This window comes from Bacillus sp. CZDM1 (assembly GCF_055502545.1).
Genome location: NZ_JBUESO010000008.1, coordinates 1 through 22158, shown reverse-complemented (window position 1 = coordinate 22158; position 22158 = coordinate 1). Strand labels below are relative to the sequence as shown.

The following is a 22158-nucleotide window of genomic DNA, read 5'->3' as shown; positions in this document are numbered from 1 at the left end:
TTGCTCCGAGTCTAATTAGATATTTTTAGCGTATTGTTCACTAGGTACTTTACTTAACACGACATATAAGCTTACAGGTTCACTGCCATTATTGTTAAAGGCAAGCTCTTCGTCGCCGCCAACATGAACTAAATCGGCTTCTGATACAGAGGTTTCCTGACCATCGATGATGAAGGTGCCTGTCCCAGTGACTACATAAAGATAAACTTCTGTACCAGGGTGCTTATGAACAGGAAGCTGCTGTCCAGGCATAAAATTTAACACAAACGCTGTCGTTTCACCTTTTTTGTAAATAATCCGTTTTGTAAATCTTTCTTCGCTGAACTCTTGGTAGGCTTTAATTGAATTTTTCTCCATCCTAATTCCCTCCTAGTAATATCTTACATTTATCTTAACTGAAAATCATTTTCAATTAAGTGAAACGTATCACTGTTTATTATTTCTAATCGGTTCAGGAAAAACCCATAATAAACAGTTTGCAGGAGAGTAGGTGTTCACAGAAAAATAGTAATTGCAGAGTAAATCAACAACAAAGACATAATCAAAGGTCGGTTTATCAATCTCATTAATAGAAACTAGAATCCCTCATTTTAGTTTGTTTGTGAGATTGCATTAACAATGTGCGTCAGTGCTTCTTTGATTGGCGTAACTGGACGACCAAGAACTTTCTCGAAATCATTGCTTTCAACTTCTAGTGAACCATTTCGAATGCTTTCTTGAATTCCTACTACAATCGGAATCACAAAATCAGGTAAACCTAAGCCTTTCATAATTTCGGCATATTTTTCGTCACTAACTTGTTGCACAGGTATTTCTTTTCCCAATACAACACCAAGAGCAGCTGCAAAATCTTCTTGAGTTAAAAGAGGACCAGAAAGTTCATATACTGTATTTTCATGCCCGTTTCCTATAAGAACCGCTACTGCTGCTTCTGCGTAATCTTGTTGTAGTGCCCACCCTACTCTGCCTGCTCCCGCGGAAGTTACCCAAGGAGCACCTGCTAATGCACCTTGAATGCTCCCAATTTCGTTTTCCAAGTACCAATTGTTACGCAAGAAAGAATAAGGTATTCCTGTTTTAATGATTGCTGCTTCTGTTGAAACATGAGGCGGTGCCATAATATTTGTGCTTTCTGTTGCATTTGCTAAACTTGTATAAGCAATAAATTGTACCCCTGCACGTTCAGCTGCTTGGACAGCATTTGTATGTTGACGGATTCTTGTTTCATTGTCACCATCCGCAGAAATAATTAATAAGCAATCAATCCCTCTAAAAGCAAGATCTAATGTTTCTGGATGGTCAAAATCTCCTTGTCGAACTTCCACTCCACGAGCACGTAGTCCTTCTGCTTTCTCTGGATTTCGAACACTCACTGCCAACTCGCTTGCAGGTAATGATTTCAATAATAAATCTACAACCTTTGAACCTAATTTCCCTGTTGCCCCAGTAACTAATATTTTCATTAATATTCCCCCATTTCATTTCCATCTGTAACATAACTGATTACATGTATTCATTCTAGTTACATGTAGTCATTTTGTCAACAGGTGAAATTCCATTTAATATTTTGTTCGAGATTTGGTATAATAAACTTGTAATCAATTTAATTACACGATAAATTAAAAAATGGATTGCTAATAGGGATGGTGACTGAACATGTCCATCAGCAGCAGATTCGCTGTCGGAATTCATATATTGACTCTAATTGAATTTAATAAAGAAGGAATAACCTCTTCTGAATTTCTAGCATCAAGTGTTAACACGAACCCAGCCGTGATTAGAAAACTTATGGGTATGCTAAAAAAGGCTGGTTTAATAGAGGTGCATCCGGGTATTGCAGGATCTAAACTCGCAAAGGAATTATCTGAGATTACACTGTTTGACGTTTATAAGGCAGTGAATGTTGTACAGGAAAAAGAGTTATTTAGTGTACATGACAATCCAAATCCAGAATGTCCAGTAGGCAGGAACATCCAGAATACAATAGAACCATTATTTACAGCTGCTCAATTTGCCATGGAGAAAGTTTTAGGAGGTGTAACCCTAGAGGATGTTGTGAAGGATATTACCACTAAGGAGAATATTTGTTAAAAAACGAATTCCTTAAAGGGACCGTCAAAATGACGGACCCTTTCTTCACTTATTCATAAACAATTTTAAGAGTTTCTACGTTATATCCTTCCACTAGAGCGTGGAAATTTAGCAATGACTTTGGAATGGAAGTTTTCGCAAGATACAGTATCCCTTTTTTGTCATCAATATGGTTTACAAGGTATCCTTTTTTGACGTGTATATACCACTTGTTATTTAAATGCAGTATCGCTGTTTCATTCGGTTTCTTCTTTACTTCTTCCCATTGTTCTTTTAACTCTTCAGGGATTAACTTATCAATATTACCAGTTGTCATCCTAGGTTCATCTTTTTTTGTCAGGTCTTCTTTTATATACCCTTCTAGATTTGGAGAGAACATATTACTGTCAACAGGCACATTTATTTCAAGTTTTGTCGGGTGTAAGTAATCAACAATGTCGCCATCAGCCTTATATGTCTCATACTTAACTAAAATCCCAGTATCCTTATCAACCCAAAAACGGAATGAACGGGAATCTCTATGATTTTTAGTCCCTTTTATAACAAGCGTGTTGTGACCGAGTAATTCCTCATTTTGTTTTTCTATTTCCCATTTACTTAAATCCCTGGTATAGTTTGAGGCAATCTCATAAGGAAACAAGGTTTCATTTGCGGTGCTAAATGGGGGTCTTTCTCTATAAATGGTTAGTGGATTTCCATCATCGGCAGTTGAAAATGCTTGATCTATTGTTAGAGTAGTTCCTCTTTTACGATTCTCTTCCATTACTTTCGATTCCATATAGTTTTTTTCCGATTCATTTATTAACCACAATGTTCCATCTTTATAATATTCTTGAGAAGAGACTTCACCTGTATCCAGTGTTATTTTCCCATATCCTCCTGGTTCATGGTTCAAACTAATAGCATATTCGACTAACTGATAACCAGGACTAAAGCTGTAATGAATTTTATATTCGCCTCTGGCTGTTTCAATATAATCTACAGTATTTAGCATTTTTGTAAGGATTTCTTCCTTAGTCATTTCATCATAATTTTCTTCTTGCAAAGGTGGTATATATGCAGTTTTCTTATTTGAAGGCTTTAAAGATTCTTGCATTGGTTCATTGGCTTGCTTCATTTCTGGCACATTAAATAAGTTTAGCTGCATTCCTACAAAATAGGTGATACCCAAAAACATTAAGGATACGACTGAAATACTAAGAACATTATTAAACTTATTTTTAAGCGGAAACACTTGATTCTTAAACTTGGACTTTTTTATTGAGTTCAAGACTTTGTGATACTGCTTATCATCAAAATACACGTCTTTCAAAATGGTTTCATCCATTTTTTCTTTTAAATTTTCCAGTCTATTTTCCACTAATTGCCCACGCTCCTTCATAACCTTCTTTTAATTTTTGGCGTCCGCGATGCAATCTAGTTCTAACCGTATTTGAATTGACCTTTAACATGTCCGATATTTCCTCGATTGAAAACTCCTGATAATAAAATAGGATAATGACTTCCCTTAATTTCACTGGCAGTTCTATTACCTGTTTAGAAAGGATTAGATTTTCCTCAACGCCGAAAAATGAATTCTCTAGAGAAGAGTATGTGTGTTTTGGCTTAAAGAAATCTGTAAAATACAAATTTCTAAAAGTCCAACTTTTTAAAACATCTTTACATTTATTCACAGTAATCCTTACCAGCCATGTTTTATAGGATGATTCATTTCGAAAGGAATCCATTTTCTCGTAGCACTTTATAAATACCTCTTGTGCCACATCTTCTGCCAGCTGTTTTTGTTTCAAATAAGTATAAGCAATTCTAATAACATCATCGCCGTAAGCCTTCATTAACCATTTGAGCTTTTCTTCACGATTTAAATGATTTAGGGGTTCTGAGTTAGGGACATCAGCCATGTAGTTCATTTTCCCCTCCCATTCCTTGTATTTTTTATTTAGACGATTCCTATTTTTTAAATGTTCCATTTTGGGAGTAATACTAAAAATATTTCTACTAACTTATTAGCTTTCTATTAAAAGCTACCATATTTTGGACTTAGAAATGCAAAACCCCGTCCAAAAAATAGGACAGGGTTGTCATAAAGTTGTTTAATTTTTATAAAAAACACTTCACTGAACTAAAAACATATCAATAAAGTCGTTAGAACTTGGATACTCCGTCATGAAGTTACTGCTGAATAATCTGAATAAGGTTGCCGCATGTATCGTCGAAGACAGCTATTGTAACTTCGCCCATTTTTGTCGGTTCCATAGTAAACTTTACGCCTTTTTCCATTAATCTTTCGTACTCTTTTCGAATATTTGGAACGCCAAACATTGTTGCTGGGATGCCTTCAGAAGAAATCCTCATTTGATACTCCTTTGCGGCAGGATGGACATTCGGTTCGAGCAAAAGTTCAGTACCGTTTTGTTCCTCGGGAGAAACAAGTGTTATCCACCTATATTCTCCGGTGGGAACGTCATGCTTTTTAACAAAGCCAAGCTTTTCTGTATAAAACTCCAGCGCCTTGTCTTGATCTTGTACAAATATACTGGTAACAATAACTTTCATACTATTTTTGCCTCCATTGTTGTTGGTGCTCTGGCTACGAGCAGAAAAACTCTAAATTTTATTTTCCCGATCTTTTTGATAAGCACCTGGTATTTTAGACCCTTAGTGAGCCACGGAACCCTCTGGCACCATAGTAAGAGTCTGCTCCGTTGTGATATAAGAAGACGTGCCCGAAGCGACAATCGCAAAAAAGGGCGCCGCCAAGTTTTCTAATATCAGAAGGTGTTTGCACCCAACTCGACGTTTTCAAATCGAAACTTTCAAGTTTCTGCAAGGCACGGTATTGTTCTTCCGTTAAAACTTCAATGCCCATTTCAACTGCCATATTCATAGCACTATTTTCTGGTTTATGTTTTTTCCTTGCCTCCAGCGCTTCATGGTCGTAACATACACTTCTCCGACCTATAGGACTTTCCGCTGAACAATCACAAAAAAAGTATTCATCCTTCTTTTCATCATAACCAACAACATCCGGTTCACCGCCAGTTCTTTCCATTTCAATGAGCGACCACAGTTTTTCAGTATTAGCATCCAGCTTTGCTTGAACTTTAGCCCATTCAAGACCTTTATGGCGGTGCATGTTTTTCTCAAAACGGGCTTTTAATACACTGAGTAATTCTTCAGGGCGTTCTAGTGAGAACTCCTTTTTAGTGCTGATTTCAGTTCTGTTTGTCATGTTAATTTCCCCCTTAATAGCTATGTGAATTTAGTTTACAATTTATGATTAAGAAAATCCATTCCTCCACAATCTTGCCCATTTGGTTTTACGTACAATCATCTGTCTACTCACATTACTAAGTCTGCTAAGTGTCTTTCGAACAATTTCCTTAGCATCCATAGATGGGCACAATTAGAACTTTTCGTTACCGCTTGGCTCCTTTTTCAGCCCGAACGGGCACGAATAGCCTTTATTCGTTACCGCTCGTCTCCTTTTTCAACCTGAACAGGCACGAATAGCTTCTATTCGTTACCGCTTGGCCCCTTTTTCAACCGGAACGGGTACGAATAGCATGTCCGAAAAACTGGCTTTTTTTTTCCCCGTGTAAGCTTCCATTTATTGATGGCTCAAATGTAAAAACAGCCTGAATGATAATCAGGCTGTTTTTACTGAACTAAGTCCCTTATTGAGTGCTTGTCTATTAACCTCGATTAAATGGTACTTTTCTTCTGACAGGACTTTTTTCAATGATTGTATGATGGATTCACTTGATACCACCTTTGTCAGTTCGATAAAGGCACCCAATAAAATCATGTTCGCGACCCGTGCATTTCCAAGGTCAGCTGCGATATCGGTTGCAGTTAATTCAATAATTTCGATATCGCTGCGTTTGGAAACTCTTGTCACTAATGATGAATTAATAATCAATAATCCTCCTGGCCGTACGCGTGGTTCGAATTTATCGAAAGAAGGATTATTTAGAACGATTGCTGTCGAAGGATTTGTGACTAGCGGCGAACCCACGGGTTCATCGGATACAACAACCGCACAATTTGCCGTTCCACCGCGTTGTTCAGGACCATAGGATGGCAGCCATGAAACGCCCTTTCCTTCGAGCATACCGGCATAAGCTATCAGTTGACCCATTGACATGACACCCTGTCCGCCAAATCCCGCAACAATGATTTCCTCCAACATGTTTAATGGCCCCCCTCTTTATTTTTATAAACGCCTAGAGGATATGCAGGAATCATATTATCTTTCACCCACTCAAGGGATTCATAAGGATCAAGTCCCCAGTTAGTCGGGCAGGTTGATAATATCTCAACCATAGAAAAACCCAGCCCATTCTTTTGTGCTTCAAATGCTTTCCGAATCGCACGTTTAGCCTTTTGAATATGCGGTACATCATGGGCAGAAACTCTTTCAATGTAGGCAGTTCCGTCTAATGTTGCCAGCATTTCACAGACTTTAATTGGCGATCCCTGAATACTTTCATCACGTCCAAAAGGGGTAGTAGTTGTTTTTTGGCCGATCAAGGTAGTCGGTGCCATTTGTCCGCCTGTCATTCCATAGATCGCATTATTCACAAAAATTACCGTAATTTTTTCCCCTCTTGCGGCGGCATGAATGACTTCGCTTATGCCGATAGATGCAAGGTCCCCATCACCTTGATAGGTAAATACAAAGCGGTCAGGCAGCACCCTTTTCACACCTGTTGCCACAGCGGGAGCCCGGCCGTGAGCCGCCTGGGTCATATCACAATTAAAATATTCATAGGATAAAACTGAACAACCGACAGAGGCAACCCCAATCGTGTCCTCTAATATATCCATTTCTTCCAATACCTCACCGACAAGCCGGTGGATGACACCGTGTGTACAGCCAGGACAGTAATGTGTAGGGGTATCGGTCAAACCGTTCGTTTTTTTAAAAACTGTTTTCATCGTCATACCGTTATCCCTCCGGTTACAGATAAAATCTTTTGATAAATTTCTTCCTGTGTCGGAACAATTCCTCCTGTCCGTCCGTAAAAGTCCACCTCTGCATGGCCGTTAACAGCTAATCTCACATCTTCAACCATCTGCCCGGCATTCATTTCTACGGAAATATATCCTTTTACTCCATCTCTCGTTTCTAGAAAGGGTTTTTCAGGGAAAGGCCAAAGCGAAATCGGACGGATTAATCCTACTTTTAAACCTTGCTGCCTTGCTTTTTTTATGGCATTCATGGTAATTCGGGCTACCGTGCCAAAAGCTACCATAATATAGTCAGCGTCGTCCGTTTGATAGGTTTCGAAGCGAACCTCGTTTTCTTTTATTCTCGCAAACTTATTCTGCAAGGCTTCGTTACGCGTTTCCAGCGCTTCTGCATTAAGCTCTAGTGAGGTGATAATTCTTCGAGGACCGTCTCCGCGTGTTCCGGTCGTTGCCCAATTTTTTTCTGGTAGTTCGGATACAGTCCGCTCACCAAATTCAACCGGCTCCATCATTTGCCCAAGCAGCCCATCCCCCATTAAAATGACAGGTGTCCGGTAGCGATCGGCGATGTCAAATGCTTCACTTGTTAATTCGACTATTTCTTGTAAAGTGGCGGGTGCCAACACGGGGATATTATAGTCCCCATGACCGCCGCCTTTTGTTACCTGGAAGTAATCAGACTGGGCAGGCTGGATATTCCCTAAGCCAGGTCCGCCCCGAACGATGTTTACCACGACAGCAGGAAGCTCTGAACCTACTAAATAGGAAATTCCCTCCTGTTTTAAGCTGAATCCAGGACTTGAAGAGGAGGTCATAACCCTGACTCCTGTTCCAGCAGCACCATAAACCATATTGATCGCAGCGATTTCGCTTTCAGCCTGAAGAAATAATCCGCCTACCTCTGGAAGTCTTCTCGCCATGTATGCTACTAACTCACTTTGCGGTGTAATCGGATAGCCAAAAAAGTATTTACAGCCTGCCTGGACCGCCGCTTCAGCGATGACTTCATTACCCTTCATTAATACTTTTCCCATACATAAGCCCCTTTCAAATTAAACAGTTTGCAGCACCTTTACTGGTCTATACACCGAAATGACACAATCCGGGCATATTTGAGCACATTTTGCACAGCTGATACAATGATCCTGATCGGTTACGGCTGCTGGACGATAGCCTTTTCCATTTAAATAGTCTGCTAGGAAAATAACATTTGTTGGGCATATCTGAACACAAAGTCCGCACGACTTACAAATATCCTCATTAAAAACAACTCTCTTTTCCACTGTTTTTCACCCTATCCTTCCCATGGTAATTTCATAAAGCGTTTGATGAACATTACCTGATGGCTTTTTGCAAAACAATTGGCTTCATTTTCTAAATCCACAGAGATGGTTGTGTATAGCAGCGGGATTGATAGCATGTTTGATATCTTCGTGCTTAATTCATACCCATTGAGGATGTCAGCCATGCTCGTTTCGCTGCCGATATTTGAATTGTTGATGATTCCCGTTACCCTTAATCGAGCAGCCTTTTCAATCTGTTCAATCGTGTACCTCACGCCTTCTAAGGTACTGACATATGGACGGTTCGCGTTTAGTACGAATAACAGCTCCGGTTCTAAATGCTTCCATTCATGATAATACTGCCCTAATGCCATAGCCCCATCTTTATCGCCGCCGGCGTCGATAAATACTCGATAGCGATGATCATGTAAAACACGATAGATTTCTCCCGAAACAATGGGTAAATCTGAGGTTGCCAGCCGGTTGGCAGGAGCTATTAATTCAATATTCTGCTGCTCGAAAATTTCAGAAACATCCCTAGAACGAAAATAGGGATTAATGATATCTAAGTCGTTAATAGCTGTTTTGTTATGCAGCTTTTTCTCATTTAATGCCAGATTTATCGCAATCTCTGTTTTGCCACTCCCAAAGTGACCAGTTAGGATGGTGATTCTATTCAATGTCTGGATACCCCCTTAAACAGAACTTTTGTGAAAGCGGTTACATTTCAATAAATATCGATTATATACTTTATTATAAAGGACCTTTTCTCAAATCTGTGTTGACCAATGTCACAGTTTAATGAACATGAGTTTGTTCTTTTAAAGGTTTATTTCTTATGTATCAACAACTGCAAACTTCCAAATAATAACACATAACTAACCGTTTAGAGGGGGCTGACGTTTATGAACAATAAAAAGTTATTCCTATTTCTCTTCGTGTTTGCAATCTCTCAGGCACTATTTCCTTCTAATATGCATGCAGAACACATTGGAATCGTTGATTTACGCATCCTTGAGACGACTGATTTGCATGCTGCTTTAGTGAATTATGATTATTACCAGACGAAAACAGACAATCATATTGGGCTTGTAAAGACCTCCAGCCTTATTCATCAGGCGAGAAGTGAGGCCGTAAATTCCCTTCTGTTTGATAATGGCGACCATTTAAAAGGCAACCCGCTCGGTGAATACCTGGTCAGAATTAAAGGAATTCAAAAAGGGGAAATACATCCCGTTTACAATGCTTTTAATTATTTGAAGTATGATGGTATTGCAATCGGCAATCATGAATTAAATTATGGGCTTAAATTCCTAAAAACCGTTCTAAAGGGTCTAAAAATGCCCGTGGTTAATGCAAACGTATATAAAGCAAAAACCAATAAGCCCTACTTTAAGCCTTATGTCATTTTAAAAAGGAATGTTGTGGACAATCAGGGACAAAATCATGAAATAAATATTGGCGTCATTGGATTCATGCCGCCTCAAATCATGAGATGGGATAAAGCAAATTTAGAGGGAAAAGTATTCGCGCGGCCAATTGTGGAAACGGCGAAGGAATATGTCCCGATTATGAAGGCAAAAGGTGCCGATATTATTATCGCACTCGCCCATACGGGAATTGATAGTGAACCATACCATCCTGAAACGGAAAATGCAATCTATTACCTAAGTGAGATTCAAGAAATTGATGCCATTTTAGCAGGGCATTCTCATGGTATTTTCCCTGGACGCTCCTACAAGGATTTACCTAAGACAAATATTGACGAAGGAAAAATCAAAGGAAAACCTGTTGTCATGGCTGGGGCCTTTGGAAGCCGACTTGGAATTATCGATCTTCATCTTGAAGTTCAGGGAGGAAAATGGAGAGTTATAAATAGTACAGCTTTCACTAGACCCATTGCCGATGAAAATGGAAATGCCCTAGTTAAGACAGATAAAAAGTTATTAAAACTAATCAAACCGGAACATCAGGAAACAGTCGATTTCATAAAAAAACTTGGTTTATAGCAATTTTTAACATGAAAAATAAGCTGGATCGCTTATAGTGACCGCAGCTTCTACTTTTTTGGAGTTTCGGTCATTATAGAGTTACTTATAGTGACCGAAACCCCTATTTTCATAGAACGTTAAGCGTGAATATCGTTGCTTATTTTATTCAATAAATTTTTTAAATACCAAAGTGGCATTATGACCGCCGAAACCTAATGAGTTGGATAAAACAATTTGAATATTACTCATTTTAGCCACGTTAGGGACATAATCTAAATCCAGTTGTTCATCAGGTGTTTGATAATTGATAGTTGGCGGGATGATTCCATCCTTAATTGCCAAAAGAGAAAAAATCGCTTCTATTGCCCCAGTTGCTCCCAACAAATGACCGGTCATTGATTTCGTGGAACTGACAGATAATTTATAGGCATGCTCTTTGAATACATCTTTGATGGCTAATGTTTCATACAAATCATTATAATGGGTGGACGTGCCATGAGCATTGATATAGTCGACTTGTTCAGGGGTAATTCCTGCATCGGCTAATGCTAATTTCATTGCTCTTGCTGCCCCTTCTCCCTCAGGTGCTGGAGTCGTAATATGATGCGCGTCACCTGTAGCTCCGTACCCTGCTAATTCTCCATAAATGGCCGCACCACGAGCTAATGCATGTTCTAATTCTTCTAATACCACAATACCTGCACCTTCTCCAATGACAAATCCATCACGATTCTTATCAAATGGCCTGCTTGCTGTAGCCGGGTCTGGATTTTTTGAAAGTGCAGTCATATTTGAAAATCCCGCGACCGTCATCCCGGTAATAGTTGCTTCTGTTCCGCCAGCAATCATCACATCCACATCCCCTTTTTGAATCACACGGAATGCATCACCAATGGAATTGGCACCTGACGCACATGCAGTAACCGAACAATTGTTGATTCCTTTAGCTCCAAGTGAAATGGATACTTGTCCTGCCGCCATATCGGGAATAAACATGGGTATCGTAAAAGGATTAACCCTTCTCTGGCCTTTTTCAAGAAACTTCCGATGTTGTTCCTCGAATTCAGCCAGGCCGCCAATTCCTGAACCAATCCAAACTCCGACCCGTTCTGGTTGAACCACCTCTCCAATTCGGATCCCTGCATCCTTAACAGCCATTTGACTTGCTGCAATAGCAAACTGGCTATAACGCCCCATCCTTCTGGATTCCTTTTTATCCATAAACTCTTCTGGCACAAAGCCTTTAACTTCCGCAGATATCTTGACGTCAACCTTTTCTACATCAAAAAGGGTTGCGGGGCCAATACCGGAAACACCATTCTTAATCTTTCCCCATGATGTATGAGCATCATTTCCCAAAGGAGTGACTGCTCCAACACCCGTAATCACTACTCTTTTATTCATTTAATGCTCACTCCCAAATAAAATTTTTGGATGATTCTTACACTCTTTCTATAGTTTAACGAATTCAGAGTGGTCGTACAAATTAATTCGCTTTTGCAAAGCACTATCTTTTTCATAAAACTTCTTATATTTTTACTTACATTCATTTAATATGAAAAGGTCTTCCATTAAAATGGAAGATCCTTAGAATTTTGTGCAAATATTTAGGATAATTACTATATTAAAATCCCAATATTCCGTTAAAACTCAAAAAAGTTTATAATAGATTTATAGAATATTTAAACAAAATAAGACAAGGGATCTGGTATGAATGATTGGATTAGTAATTATCTTAATTTTAGTTTTATTTTTACCTTTTTCAGTAAAAAAGGTCGAACACAATTTGGAAGTATTCTTATTTGTAATGGGAATAGCAGCTGCTTCAATAAGCGGCATGATGAATCTTCATTTAATCGAAAAAGCGCTGATTGATCCTATTAATATTACACTAGCTGTTTTAATAGCGGGATTAGTCTGTAAGTGGGGGCAGGTTCAGTTAGAAAAATCTATACTATGGGCGAACAGAATACTTACTCCTAGGATATTCTTCGGTCTAACGGTCATTATTTTAGGACTGGCATCAAGCATTATTACGGCTATAATCGCAGCGATTGTGCTCGTAATCATCATAAATGTCCTCCCGCTCGACCGTAAATCTGAAATTCGCTTTACCGTTTTAGCTTGTTTTTCAATTGGGCTTGGTGCAGCTCTCACCCCCATCGGTGAGCCTTTAGCAACCATAACACTCAGTAAGTTAAATGAAGACTTTTTCTACTTGTTGAAATTAATTGGTCCAGAAGTGATTCCTGCCGTTGTACTCTTTGGTATTTTGACAATATTTTTAGTTAAACCACAAGAAAGTGCTGACGGTTTAAAGTCAGAACAAAAAGTAGAAAGCTATAAAGAAATTTTAATTAGATCAGCCAAAATCTACTTATTTGTAATGGGATTAACCTTCCTTGGTCATGGATTTGAACCGTTAATTAATGAATATATTCTAGGACTTCATCCGATGCTGCTTTATTGGATTAATATGATCTCCGCTATTTTAGATAATGCTACTCTGGCAGCAGCCGAAATTAGTCCAGAAATGGACCAAGCAACCATTCAGGCTGTTTTAATGGGACTTATTATTAGTGGTGGTATGCTAATCCCTGGTAATATACCAAATATTATAGCAGCAGGAAAACTCAACATTACAAGTAAAGAATGGGCAAGCTTTGGCGTTCCCGTTGGACTTATTACCATGGCTATTTATTTTGTCATATTGTTTGTTATTTATTAAACACAAAGGCAATAAAAAGAATCGAATCCACTCCAATGTGATTCCGATTCTTTTTTATTTTGTCAGCATGTTCATACGAACAATAGCTTTCTCCTTCATCAAGGGAGTAAACATGGAGAAGCAATTTCTTCCCAGCTCCTTAGAGTGATACATCGCAAGGTCAGCATTCTTTATTAGTGTTTCCATATCGTCACCATGGCTGGGATGCAAACTAATACCGATGCTTGTTGAAATCGTAAACTTTTGATCATAAATATAAAATGGATATTTCATAACTTTTATTATTTCTTCTGCTAAATCAAATACCTCGTCTGCAGATAGTAATTCAGGAATATAGATAATAAATTCATCTCCGCCAAAACGTGCTAAAACTTTATCAGCTTGAATTACTCCTCCCAGCCTGCTGGCAACTAATTGTAATAATTGATCTCCTGCTTCATGCCCCAGGCTATCATTAATCACTTTGAAATGATCTAAATCGAGCAACAGTACGCCCTTCATCCTATGTATTTTATCTATGTTAAAGTTCTTTAAACAGGATTTAATAAACCAACGATTAGGCAAACCAGTTAGGGCATCATGGTAGGCCATATGAGAAATTTTTTCTTCCGCATTTTTCAAATCCGTAATATCCAATCCAAATCCGAGCAAATAGTCTTTATTAGATCCTTCTAGATGGATAATCGTCTTTCCGGTAAGCATATGCACTTTTTTCCCCTGAAATTCTGTCTCCACCTCATTGGTTTGAAGAGTACGCCTCTTCCATACTTCTAGGTCTATTTCACGCTGTTTCATTGCAATTGGCTGTGGAAAAAAATCAAACACTGTTTTTCCTACCAGTTCCTCCATATTTACACCATGTGCAAGACAAGCTTGTTCATTTGCAAATATCGTTCCACCTTCTGGATCCTCTAGGAAAACATTTATTGGTAATGCATCAAGAATCTTTGAATGCAAGGATTGATTTAAGAGAAGACTCTTAACTAGCTTTTTTTCTCTCTCCTCTAGTTCTACTACTCTCCGACGTAATAACGCTAATTCACTATCATCATTTAATTGGGAATTTTGTGCTTTCATATTAATTCCGCCTTTTAGTATTAAATCTTCACCACGTTCTAAGTTAATCATATTGCATTACTGATTATATATCTTAAAAGAATTCTAACAATTTAATGAATTAATTCCTACTTATAATTAATAATATATTTGCCACTTTCCGACACTTAATGTTCACGAACTTCACCTTTTTTACAAAAATTGAACAGGCTATTTTTCTTATAATAGTAGTAATGAGGTTTATTAAAATGATTGGATGTGTCTAAGTGGGAAAATTATTATATATTACAGCAAATCCAAAAGGACTTGAGAAATCAAAAGGGCTGAAAATCGGTGAGGCATTCATCAACACAATAAAAGAAGAATGCCCGGAGATGGAAATGAAAACAATTGATTTGTTTTCATTCGATATCGCACATATGGATGCTGAATTAGTGTCAGCAAGAGGCAAACTAGCTGGCTATGGTTATACCTTAGATCAGTTAACAGAGGGAGAACGAGAGAAAATTCTTAAAATGCATGCACTTGCTGATGAATTTCTTTCTTATGACTACTATGTTTTCGTCTCACCTATTTGGAACTTAAGCTCTCCAGCGGTGCTAAAAGCCTATTTGGACAACCTCTTTATCGCTGGAAAAACTTTTGCTCATACGGCAAATGGTCCAAAAGGGCTCCTTACCGGCAAGAAGGCCATTCATATTAATACACGCGGCGGCCTTTACACAGGTACACCGATGAAGGAATTAGAATGTGGAGACCGTTATCTAAGAATTGCGCTTAACTTCCTTGGCATTGAGGTAATGGACACCATTATTGCAGAAGCTTTAGATCTATATCCGCAAAAGGTACAGGAAATCGTTGAAAAAGCAAAAGAAGAAGCGATTCAAGCTGCCAAGGTAATGATAAAAGTACCAGTACATCAGCCATAGCATAAAGAAAAGCTTCCTCCAACAGGAAGCTTTTTCTCTATGCAAAACGATAGTAAATGAGAAGAAAGGTGGCCATTGTAAAAACAAAATTCAAAAATACAAACACCATTTGAGAAATTTTAGTCCGATGTATTTTTATTGGGGGATCGTAAAATGATACTCCTTCAATAATAAATATAATTAAGACGATATGAATCATCAGGTGTCCAATAATTTCTGTGACACCAAACAGCATGGTAGTTGAAATAAAGATCAACGTTAAGACAAAGGCCAAAAGACGATTTAAGATTCCTACGATTAATAAATATCCAACGACAAATTCAATAAAAGCAGCTAGTACCACAAACGTTGCCGACGGAAAACCAAAGGTTGGCACACCATGCTGATGAATAATATCCATACTCATTGCAGGATAGACCCATTTCTCAACGGCTACCCAGCATAAGGATAAACCTGTCCCTAAATAAAGAAAAGGGAATCCCCAATCTTCAAGCTTTGTTTTCCCGACTAATAAAACACCAACAATGGCTAGATAAAAGCCATAATCGAGCATATGAAACAATCCGGAGTGGATTAGCTGATATATAAATAATCCCAATAATATAAGAGCACCAGCTTTTGTCGCATAATGAATAGGTATCAATAGCAGGATAATTGTTATCCACATTAGTATTCTTATGCTTTGATTTGTGATAGCAAATTCTGGTGCAAATATCGTCCCTGCCAAAACCTGAATAATTAACGCAATCGCTGTACCATATTTTAAAATATACCTAGAGGATTTACGGTACCTGTCTAATACCCCATCAATTTTTTTAGTAATTGGAACTTTTTCTAAGAGCGGCAATAACTGGGGCAATACTGCAAGCAAAACCGCAACCAATAAGGTAATGGTCATAAACAGCGGCGATAAAATATGTTCAATTTCTTCTTTTTCTGGAGTAACTTCTGTAAACCACTTTACATGAGCGTCTACAAAAAGAGGTGTACAAACAATAATCAATATGAACAAGATGATGACTTTACCTCTATTTTTCATTAGATCCTCCCAAAAAGTATTCATCTATATAGTTTTCGGTTACTAGCTTAAATATTCTATTTCACAGGAGAATGTTTTTCTTCTATCTTATTTGGATGGACTAACAGGAATTGGTAATCGGCGGCATTTTGATGAAATTCTTAACAAAGAATGGACCAGGTTAACTTCAACACATTCACCATTAACTATTCTCATGTTTGATATTGACTACTTTAAAAAGTACAACGATACATACGGTCACCTTGCTGGTGATCAATGCCTGCAAACCATTTCTACTGCCATAAAAGACCTTGTTGCGAATAATCCATATGCCACATTTTGTCGATATGGCGGTGAGGAATTTGCCCTTATCTTAACCAAAACAAATTTGGATAAAGCTGTCACTATGGCAAAATTAATTCAAAAGAAGGTTCATTCACTTAAAATTGACCATAGAAGTTCGGAAATATCGAACATCGTTACAATCAGTATTGGAATTGCCTCAATCATTCCGAATTCGGAAGTGCAGCCAAAAGATTTAATTCATTTAGCTGATACTTCTTTGTATACCTCGAAAACTAAGGGGAGAAATACCATTTCAACTCTGTAAATTCGAAACGGAAGGGTTCTAACCCTTCCGTTTTTATACATATTTCTACAATTCCCTTCTCTTTTCATCATTTATTCAAAATAATTAGTAAATTTTATTGTATTAATACGAAGAAAAATGTAAAATTTTCCTATAAGCACAGTGGATGGTGAAATAGATGGAAATTACTAAACACCTTTTCTTAAATCTTTCTATTTTAATAATATTGCTCCTTTTTTGCTTAATTTGGCTTGACCGAAGCAGAACACTTCCTTTTTCCAAAACTACTATCATCATTATCTCTGTCCTATTCTTATGGATATGTCTTCAATTCGCCTATAGTCCTGTTCCCTATGCGCGATATGATTTACGTATCATTCCCATCGTCATTGGCGGTTTATATCTTGGAATCGGTCTTATACTTGTCACGGGATTGTTGCTCATTAGAAGCCTATATGGCCTTGACTCAGGTTTGGTTGGAACGATCCTTCTTTATGCACCACTCGCTATTGTTTTTTTTCGGTTATCACCTTGGTTTTGGAAACAATCCTCGGAACGAAGAATATACACTGCAATTTGTTTAGGTATGATACTTGGAGTTCTAAGCACTGCGGGGGAATTGCTTAAAGATACAGGCAGTCCTTGGTATGATGTTTTATTTGCCTACATGGTACTTCCCCCGCTAGGCATTGGTCTTATTGCCTATTCGATTGAATATATCAAAAAAAGTGTAGAACTAAAACATCAATTAATTAAAGTGGAAAAATTAAAGGCCGTCGAACAAATGGGTGCTGCCATTTCACATGAGATCCGAAATCCGTTAACTGCTGCGAGCGGGTTTGTCCAGTTACTCAATGATGACTACCTCCCTAGACATAAACGCAGAGAATACCTTTCAATCGTAAAAGACGAACTTAATTCCGCGGAAAGAGTAATTGAAGATTATTTAACGTTTGCTAAGCCGTCTTTAGTCTCGATAGAAGAACTAAATGTTAAAAATGAACTAAGGCAAATTATTAACATCTTAACTCCGATGGCAAATCAAAATTCCGTGGAAATTATCACTGATTTTTCGGTAATTGGATTCATTAAAGGGGATAAACAAAGATTTCGCCAATGCTTCATTAATATCCTCAAAAATTCAGTTGAAGCGATGCCGAATGGCGGCCATCTTTATGTTGAAACTCATTTTAACAAGGATTATGTAACCATCTGCATCAGGGACACAGGAATTGGGATGACACTTGAGCAGCTTGAACGACTTGGTGAGCCTTATTATTCAACGAAAGGGAAGAATGGTACTGGTCTTGGAATGATGGTCGTTTATAGTATTGTGCGAGCTATGAATGGTTTTATCCGAGTCGAAAGTGAATTAAACGCAGGCACCACATTTCACATTAAGTTTCCAATGATCACCTCGTTTATGAAAAATGAAAATTGACTTATACAATAGAAATCGACAGGTATTGTACCTGTCGATTTTAGTTAGGCATACATTTTATTTTCTTCTTTTTGGAAAAAGCTCTTCATCGCATGGAATACATCCGCTTTTTGCTTAAGAATATAATAACGGAACTGCTCATCCTTGATATTTTTGTAGGCAGACATTAAGGTGGAATGACGATTATACTGATTTACTTCTCCATAACCAAACATGTTTGAAACCTTCATTAGTTCTTCAACAAGCTTGACGCAGCGAGCATTATCAGATGTTAGATTATCACCATCAGAAAAGTGGAATGGATAAATGTTGAACTTACGTGGATTATATTTTGCATCAATGATTTCTAAGGCTTTTCGGTAGGCCGAAGAACAGATGGTTCCCCCACTTTCACCCTTTGAGAAGAAATCCTCCTCAGTAACAACCTTTGCTTCTGTATGATGCGCAATAAATTCAATTTCAACGGTTTCATATTTGGTACGTAAGAAGCGTGTCATCCAGAAGAAGAAGCTTCTAGCCATATATTTCTCCCATATCCCCATCGAACCACTTGTATCCATCATAGCAATAACAACTGCTTTGGAATCTGGTTTTATTACTTCATTCCAAGTCTTAAATTTCAAATCTTCTTTATAAATAGGATGAAATGCAGGTTTCCCCGTCATTGCATTTCTCTTAAATGCAGACATCATGGTACGCTTCTTATCGATATTACCCATTAATCCTGTTTTGCGGATATCATTAAATTCAATATTTTCTACTAAATGTTCCTGATCTTCTTTTCTTTTCAGATTTGGCAGCTCTAGTTGTTTAAATAAAGCTTCCTCTAATTCCATTAATGAAACTTCTGCTTCAAAGTAATCTTCACCAGCTTGATCCCCAGCGCCTTGCCCTTTTCCTGGACCCTTTTGCGCATTTGAACCGTCACGAGCAACTACGTCACCTACTTGGCTTTCACCGTCACCTTGGCCCACGTGTTTGTTTTTGTCATAATTGTAGCGGATTTTATATTCGTCTAATGAACGAATTGGAATTTTAACCACATCGCGTCCATTGGACATAATAATGCTTTCTTCTGTAATTAAGTCGGGAAGATTGTTTCTAATTGCCTCCTGGACTTTTTCTTGATGCCGTTGCTGATCATCGTGGCCTTTACGGTGGAGGGACCAATCTTCTCTTGAAATTACATATTGATGGTTATTGTCAGACAATGTAAACCCCTCCTTATAAATTTTTATTGTTTTCTAGAGTCACATTTTTTTTGAAAAATCATAGAATAACCCGAGTGTAAAAATGCAATAATATGGATTACTTTATCCTATGCAGAAGCAGCAAATAATTTACAAATTATTTTGACAATTGGGCTCACACCTTTAAAATTGGACGAGCATAGTCTGTAAGTTGATTGGCGCTCCAGGCACTTCGCTTTCCGCAGGCGGTTCGGGAAGCCTCCTCGGCGCAAATCAACAATGAGATAACTGCTTTGTCAAATTTTTTAAAAAATCAACCCATTATTGAAAAAAACAGACTGGCAGATTCCTTCCGCCAGTCCCTACTATTTGAATTACCGGTTTAATAAACTTCCGACATACCGTAATAGTTCATTTGCTGATGTTGAGTTGTATCCGTGTTCGTCAATTAATCTAGCAACAACATCATTAATTTTCTTTAACTGCTGTTCATCTGGTGTTTTGGAAGAAGTGGTAATTTTGACTACATCTTTAAGATCTGCAAATAATTTCTTTTGAATCGCTTCACGAAGTCTGTCATGTGAGTTGTAATCAAATCGTTTACCTTTTCTCGCAAAGGCAGAGATTCTGATCAGGATTTCTTCCCTAAATGCCTTTTTCGCATTTTCAGAAATACCAATTTGTTCTTCAATCGAACGCATTAATTTTTCATCTGGGTTGATTTCCTCACCGGTTAACACATCACGAAGCTTCGCTTTGTTACAGTACGCTTCAACATTATCAAGGTAATTATCCATCAATGTTTTCGCGGACTCTTCATAGGAGTAGACAAAAGCTTTTTGAACTTCATTCTTGGCAATATTATCATACTCTTTACGTGCAACCGAAATATAATTCATATAGCGCTCACGGAGTTCAGCTGTAATAGAAGGATGTTGATCCAGTCCGTCTTTTAACGATCTTAATACATCTAAAGCATTAATAGACGGTACTTCTTTACGAATGATAGTAGATGATATTCGGTTAATGACATAACGCGGGTCAATCCCACTCATACCTTCATCTGGGTATTCTTTCTTTAGTTCACTGACATCAACTGCATTAAAGCCTTCCACATTCTCTCCATCATACAGGCGCATTTTCTTGACTAAGTCAATATCACCCTTTTTTGGTTCCTTCAGACGGGTTAGAATCGTAAACATCGCTGCAACCCGTAACGTATGCGGGGCAATATGCACATCCGAAACATCACTTTCACTAATCATCTTTTCATAAATTCTTTCTTCCTGTGAAACTTTTAGATTATACGGAATTGGCATAACAATAATCCTGGAATGCAAGGCTTCGTTCTTCTTGTTCGAAATAAATGAACGGTATTCCGTTTCGTTTGTATGGGCAACGATTAGCTCATCTGCAGAAATAAGTGCAAACCTTCCAGCTTTAAAGTTTCCTTCTTGTGTTAAGGAAAGTAGATGCCACAAGAACTTTTCATCACACTTTAACATTTCCTGGAATTCCATCATTCCGCGATTCGCTTTATTCAGTTCACCATCAAAGCGGTAGGCTCGTGGATCTGATTCTGAACCAAATTCTGCAATAGTTGAGAAGTCAATACTTCCTGTTAAATCGGCAATATCCTGTGATTTTGGATCGGACGGGCTAAAGGTTCCGATTCCAGTTCGCTTATCCTCTGAGAAAAAGATTCTTTCAACTAACACATCTTCGATTCTTCCACCGTACTCCTGCTCCAGGCGCATCATATTTAATGGTGAAAGATTTCCTTCAATGCGAATACCATACTCTTCATAAAAATCCCGACGTAAATGATGAGGGATTAAATGAAGCGGGTCTTCATGCATCGGGCAGCCTTTAATGGCGAAAACCGAGCCTCTCTCCGTATGGGAGTAGGCCTCTAAACCACGTTTCAGCATGGTAACAAGTGTAGATTTACCGCCGCTTACCGGACCCATCAGCAATAATATCCGCTTTCTTACATCCAGCCTTTTAGCCGCAGGATGGAAGTATTCCTCGACAAGTCTTTCTAATGACTCCTCCAAACCAAATAATTGATTTCCAAAGAAATTGTAATTCTTAGTCCCTTTGACTTCCTCAATGCCAGCGTCTTTGATCATATTATATACCCGTGAATGTGCAGATTGTGCTACCCATGGCTTCTCTTTTAACAACAGTAAATAATCTCCAAATGACCCTTCCCAACGTAGCTTTTCTTCCTCTTCTCTAAACATCTCAATTTTTTTTAGGATATCCATAAGGCCCTCCCCCTGTAGCGTTATCAGAGACGATTAATATACTCTATGCACCAAAGAACTTGAACATGCGTAACGTTGAAGTATTCCTGCCTATCTTTTTTGTTTTATTAAAAGATTGGAATATTGCTCTTTTCATTTTTTTAAGATAGGCTATAATAAATGTATATGTGAATATAACAAGAAATATCTTAAAAATAAGGAGGCTTTACATAAGCATGGGACTTTTTCTAGTTATTTTAGTTATGGTGGCGTTTCTAGCAGCTATCTTTACATCAGGTTATAATGATAAGCCAGGATCCAGTAAATAATATTTTCCATCAAAATAGGCTGCCATGTGGGCAGCCTTTTATTATTTGTAAGAACTGTATGCGTTTGCTAGAAGCAGTATGGTTGTTTTTATGAACTGTGTGCGTTTTGTAGAAGCCGTACGGTTTATTGTAGAACCTGTATGCTTTTTTGTATAAGCTGTACGCTTCTTTGTAGAACCTGTACACTTTTTTGTATAAGCTGTACGCTTTTCCAGTCAAGCCCTTGATTTTGTGTAAATTCGCTAAACAATGTTTTCAACCGAATTTTGTTATGTCAAATATATATGATC

General features: G+C 38.0%; 22 protein-coding genes. 6 read left to right on the top strand and 16 right to left on the bottom strand.

Annotated elements, in window-relative coordinates; genetic code table 11:
• Positions 1-15: 15 nt before the first annotated feature.
• Together ACY3XC_RS18155 and ACY3XC_RS18150 are read right to left on the bottom strand one after the other, a co-directional pair.
• On the bottom strand, positions 16-357 hold the full coding sequence (locus ACY3XC_RS18155) for a cupin domain-containing protein (protein ID WP_179161114.1): 342 nt from the start codon (positions 355-357) through the stop codon (positions 16-18).
• A 233-nt stretch (positions 358-590) separates the two neighbouring features.
• Positions 591-1463, bottom strand: a complete 873-nt coding sequence (locus ACY3XC_RS18150) for an SDR family oxidoreductase (RefSeq protein WP_464869800.1) — start codon at positions 1461-1463, stop codon at positions 591-593.
• A gap of 193 nt (positions 1464-1656) precedes the next feature.
• Between ACY3XC_RS18150 and ACY3XC_RS18145 the strand changes: the two genes are divergently transcribed.
• Positions 1657-2091, top strand: coding sequence for an Rrf2 family transcriptional regulator (locus ACY3XC_RS18145; RefSeq protein ID WP_179161112.1), 435 nt, complete (start codon positions 1657-1659; stop codon positions 2089-2091).
• A gap of 49 nt (positions 2092-2140) precedes the next feature.
• On the opposite strand, the gene ACY3XC_RS18140 is transcribed toward ACY3XC_RS18145, so the two are convergent.
• The 9 genes from ACY3XC_RS18140 to ACY3XC_RS18100 form a co-directional block, all read right to left on the bottom strand.
• Positions 2141-3451 (bottom strand): hypothetical protein, encoded by a 1311-nt coding sequence (locus tag ACY3XC_RS18140; protein WP_464869799.1) that lies wholly within the window; start codon positions 3449-3451, stop codon positions 2141-2143.
• Entirely contained in the window at positions 3441-4001 is a 561-nt protein-coding gene (locus tag ACY3XC_RS18135) for a sigma-70 family RNA polymerase sigma factor (RefSeq protein ID WP_464869798.1), read from the bottom strand. Before ACY3XC_RS18135 ends, ACY3XC_RS18140 begins: the two co-directional genes overlap by 11 nt.
• Before the next feature lie 262 nt (positions 4002-4263).
• On the bottom strand, positions 4264-4647 hold the full coding sequence (locus ACY3XC_RS18130; RefSeq protein WP_464869797.1) for a VOC family protein: 384 nt from the start codon (positions 4645-4647) through the stop codon (positions 4264-4266).
• 94 nt (positions 4648-4741) lie between these two features.
• Positions 4742-5323, bottom strand: a complete 582-nt coding sequence (locus tag ACY3XC_RS18125) for a DUF4256 domain-containing protein (RefSeq protein ID WP_179161108.1) — start codon at positions 5321-5323, stop codon at positions 4742-4744.
• Positions 5324-5740: 417 nt separating this feature from the next.
• Entirely contained in the window at positions 5741-6283 is a 543-nt protein-coding gene (locus ACY3XC_RS18120; protein ID WP_464869796.1) for a 2-oxoacid:acceptor oxidoreductase family protein, read from the bottom strand.
• 2 nt (positions 6284-6285) lie between these two features.
• The gene (locus ACY3XC_RS18115; RefSeq protein WP_256989280.1) at positions 6286-7038 is read right to left on the bottom strand and encodes a thiamine pyrophosphate-dependent enzyme; all 753 of its coding nucleotides are present in this window, start codon (positions 7036-7038) and stop codon (positions 6286-6288) included.
• Positions 7035-8099, bottom strand: coding sequence for a 3-methyl-2-oxobutanoate dehydrogenase subunit VorB (locus tag ACY3XC_RS18110; protein ID WP_179161106.1), 1065 nt, complete (start codon positions 8097-8099; stop codon positions 7035-7037). Before ACY3XC_RS18110 ends, ACY3XC_RS18115 begins: the two co-directional genes overlap by 4 nt.
• Positions 8100-8117: 18 nt before the next feature.
• The gene (locus ACY3XC_RS18105) at positions 8118-8348 is read right to left on the bottom strand and encodes a 4Fe-4S binding protein (protein WP_179161105.1); all 231 of its coding nucleotides are present in this window, start codon (positions 8346-8348) and stop codon (positions 8118-8120) included.
• An 11-nt stretch (positions 8349-8359) separates the two neighbouring features.
• Positions 8360-9028 (bottom strand): hypothetical protein, encoded by a 669-nt coding sequence (locus ACY3XC_RS18100; protein ID WP_464869795.1) that lies wholly within the window; start codon positions 9026-9028, stop codon positions 8360-8362.
• 225 nt (positions 9029-9253) lie between these two features.
• On the opposite strand from ACY3XC_RS18100, the gene ACY3XC_RS18095 reads away from it, so the two are divergent.
• Entirely contained in the window at positions 9254-10357 is a 1104-nt protein-coding gene (locus tag ACY3XC_RS18095) for a metallophosphoesterase (protein ID WP_464869794.1), read from the top strand.
• A gap of 144 nt (positions 10358-10501) precedes the next feature.
• Here ACY3XC_RS18095 and fabF read toward each other — a convergent pair whose 3' ends face one another.
• Positions 10502-11743 (bottom strand): beta-ketoacyl-ACP synthase II, encoded by a 1242-nt coding sequence (fabF, locus tag ACY3XC_RS18090; protein ID WP_464869793.1) that lies wholly within the window; start codon positions 11741-11743, stop codon positions 10502-10504.
• A gap of 310 nt (positions 11744-12053) precedes the next feature.
• On the opposite strand from fabF, the gene ACY3XC_RS18085 reads away from it, so the two are divergent.
• Positions 12054-13067 (top strand): DUF1646 family protein, encoded by a 1014-nt coding sequence (locus tag ACY3XC_RS18085; protein WP_464869792.1) that lies wholly within the window; start codon positions 12054-12056, stop codon positions 13065-13067.
• A 54-nt stretch (positions 13068-13121) separates the two neighbouring features.
• On the opposite strand, the gene ACY3XC_RS18080 is transcribed toward ACY3XC_RS18085, so the two are convergent.
• Positions 13122-14144, bottom strand: a complete 1023-nt coding sequence (locus ACY3XC_RS18080; RefSeq protein ID WP_464869790.1) for a diguanylate cyclase domain-containing protein — start codon at positions 14142-14144, stop codon at positions 13122-13124.
• A 245-nt stretch (positions 14145-14389) separates the two neighbouring features.
• On the opposite strand from ACY3XC_RS18080, the gene ACY3XC_RS18075 reads away from it, so the two are divergent.
• On the top strand, positions 14390-15052 hold the full coding sequence (locus tag ACY3XC_RS18075) for an FMN-dependent NADH-azoreductase (protein ID WP_179161099.1): 663 nt from the start codon (positions 14390-14392) through the stop codon (positions 15050-15052).
• A 37-nt stretch (positions 15053-15089) separates the two neighbouring features.
• Here the strand turns inward: ACY3XC_RS18075 and ACY3XC_RS18070 are convergent, their stop codons facing one another.
• Positions 15090-16091 carry a DoxX family membrane protein gene (locus ACY3XC_RS18070; protein ID WP_464869789.1) on the bottom strand — a complete coding sequence of 334 codons (1002 nt, stop codon included), beginning with the start codon at positions 16089-16091 and terminating at the stop codon, positions 15090-15092.
• A gap of 91 nt (positions 16092-16182) precedes the next feature.
• Here ACY3XC_RS18070 and ACY3XC_RS18065 point away from each other — a divergent pair, with 91 nt between their 5' ends.
• Together ACY3XC_RS18065 and ACY3XC_RS18060 are read left to right on the top strand one after the other, a co-directional pair.
• The gene (locus ACY3XC_RS18065; RefSeq protein WP_464869788.1) at positions 16183-16680 is read left to right on the top strand and encodes a diguanylate cyclase; all 498 of its coding nucleotides are present in this window, start codon (positions 16183-16185) and stop codon (positions 16678-16680) included.
• 157 nt (positions 16681-16837) lie between these two features.
• Positions 16838-18100 carry an ATP-binding protein gene (locus ACY3XC_RS18060; protein WP_464869787.1) on the top strand — a complete coding sequence of 421 codons (1263 nt, stop codon included), beginning with the start codon at positions 16838-16840 and terminating at the stop codon, positions 18098-18100.
• A gap of 44 nt (positions 18101-18144) precedes the next feature.
• Here ACY3XC_RS18060 and yhbH read toward each other — a convergent pair whose 3' ends face one another.
• Both yhbH and ACY3XC_RS18050 read right to left on the bottom strand, forming a co-directional pair.
• Positions 18145-19311: a sporulation protein YhbH gene (yhbH, locus tag ACY3XC_RS18055; protein WP_133370637.1), complete on the bottom strand. Its 1167-nt coding sequence runs from the start codon at positions 19309-19311 to the stop codon at positions 18145-18147.
• A 353-nt stretch (positions 19312-19664) separates the two neighbouring features.
• On the bottom strand, positions 19665-21560 hold the full coding sequence (locus tag ACY3XC_RS18050; RefSeq protein ID WP_464869786.1) for a PrkA family serine protein kinase: 1896 nt from the start codon (positions 21558-21560) through the stop codon (positions 19665-19667).
• Positions 21561-22158: the final 598 nt, after the last annotated feature.

Bases quoted from the DNA above. Each gene is read 5' to 3' on its own strand.
- ACY3XC_RS18110 (WP_179161106.1), bottom strand. From the start codon at position 8,099: ATGGGAAAAGTATTAATGAAGGGTAATGAAGTCATCGCTGAAGCGGCG.
- ACY3XC_RS18150 (WP_464869800.1), bottom strand. From the start codon at position 1,463: ATGAAAATATTAGTTACTGGGGCAACAGGGAAATTAGGTTCAAAGGTT.
- ACY3XC_RS18135 (WP_464869798.1), bottom strand. From the start codon at position 4,001: ATGAACTACATGGCTGATGTCCCTAACTCAGAACCCCTAAATCATTTA.
- ACY3XC_RS18070 (WP_464869789.1), bottom strand. From the start codon at position 16,091: ATGAAAAATAGAGGTAAAGTCATCATCTTGTTCATATTGATTATTGTT.
- fabF (WP_464869793.1), bottom strand. From the start codon at position 11,743: ATGAATAAAAGAGTAGTGATTACGGGTGTTGGAGCAGTCACTCCTTTG.
- ACY3XC_RS18155 (WP_179161114.1), bottom strand. From the start codon at position 357: ATGGAGAAAAATTCAATTAAAGCCTACCAAGAGTTCAGCGAAGAAAGA.
- ACY3XC_RS18050 (WP_464869786.1), bottom strand. From the start codon at position 21,560: ATGGATATCCTAAAAAAAATTGAGATGTTTAGAGAAGAGGAAGAAAAG.
- ACY3XC_RS18060 (WP_464869787.1), top strand. From the start codon at position 16,838: ATGGAAATTACTAAACACCTTTTCTTAAATCTTTCTATTTTAATAATA.
- ACY3XC_RS18130 (WP_464869797.1), bottom strand. From the start codon at position 4,647: ATGAAAGTTATTGTTACCAGTATATTTGTACAAGATCAAGACAAGGCG.
- ACY3XC_RS18095 (WP_464869794.1), top strand. From the start codon at position 9,254: ATGAACAATAAAAAGTTATTCCTATTTCTCTTCGTGTTTGCAATCTCT.
- ACY3XC_RS18125 (WP_179161108.1), bottom strand. From the start codon at position 5,323: ATGACAAACAGAACTGAAATCAGCACTAAAAAGGAGTTCTCACTAGAA.
- ACY3XC_RS18120 (WP_464869796.1), bottom strand. From the start codon at position 6,283: ATGTTGGAGGAAATCATTGTTGCGGGATTTGGCGGACAGGGTGTCATG.
- ACY3XC_RS18145 (WP_179161112.1), top strand. From the start codon at position 1,657: ATGTCCATCAGCAGCAGATTCGCTGTCGGAATTCATATATTGACTCTA.
- ACY3XC_RS18085 (WP_464869792.1), top strand. From the start codon at position 12,054: ATGATTGGATTAGTAATTATCTTAATTTTAGTTTTATTTTTACCTTTT.
- ACY3XC_RS18080 (WP_464869790.1), bottom strand. From the start codon at position 14,144: ATGAAAGCACAAAATTCCCAATTAAATGATGATAGTGAATTAGCGTTA.
- ACY3XC_RS18115 (WP_256989280.1), bottom strand. From the start codon at position 7,038: ATGACGATGAAAACAGTTTTTAAAAAAACGAACGGTTTGACCGATACC.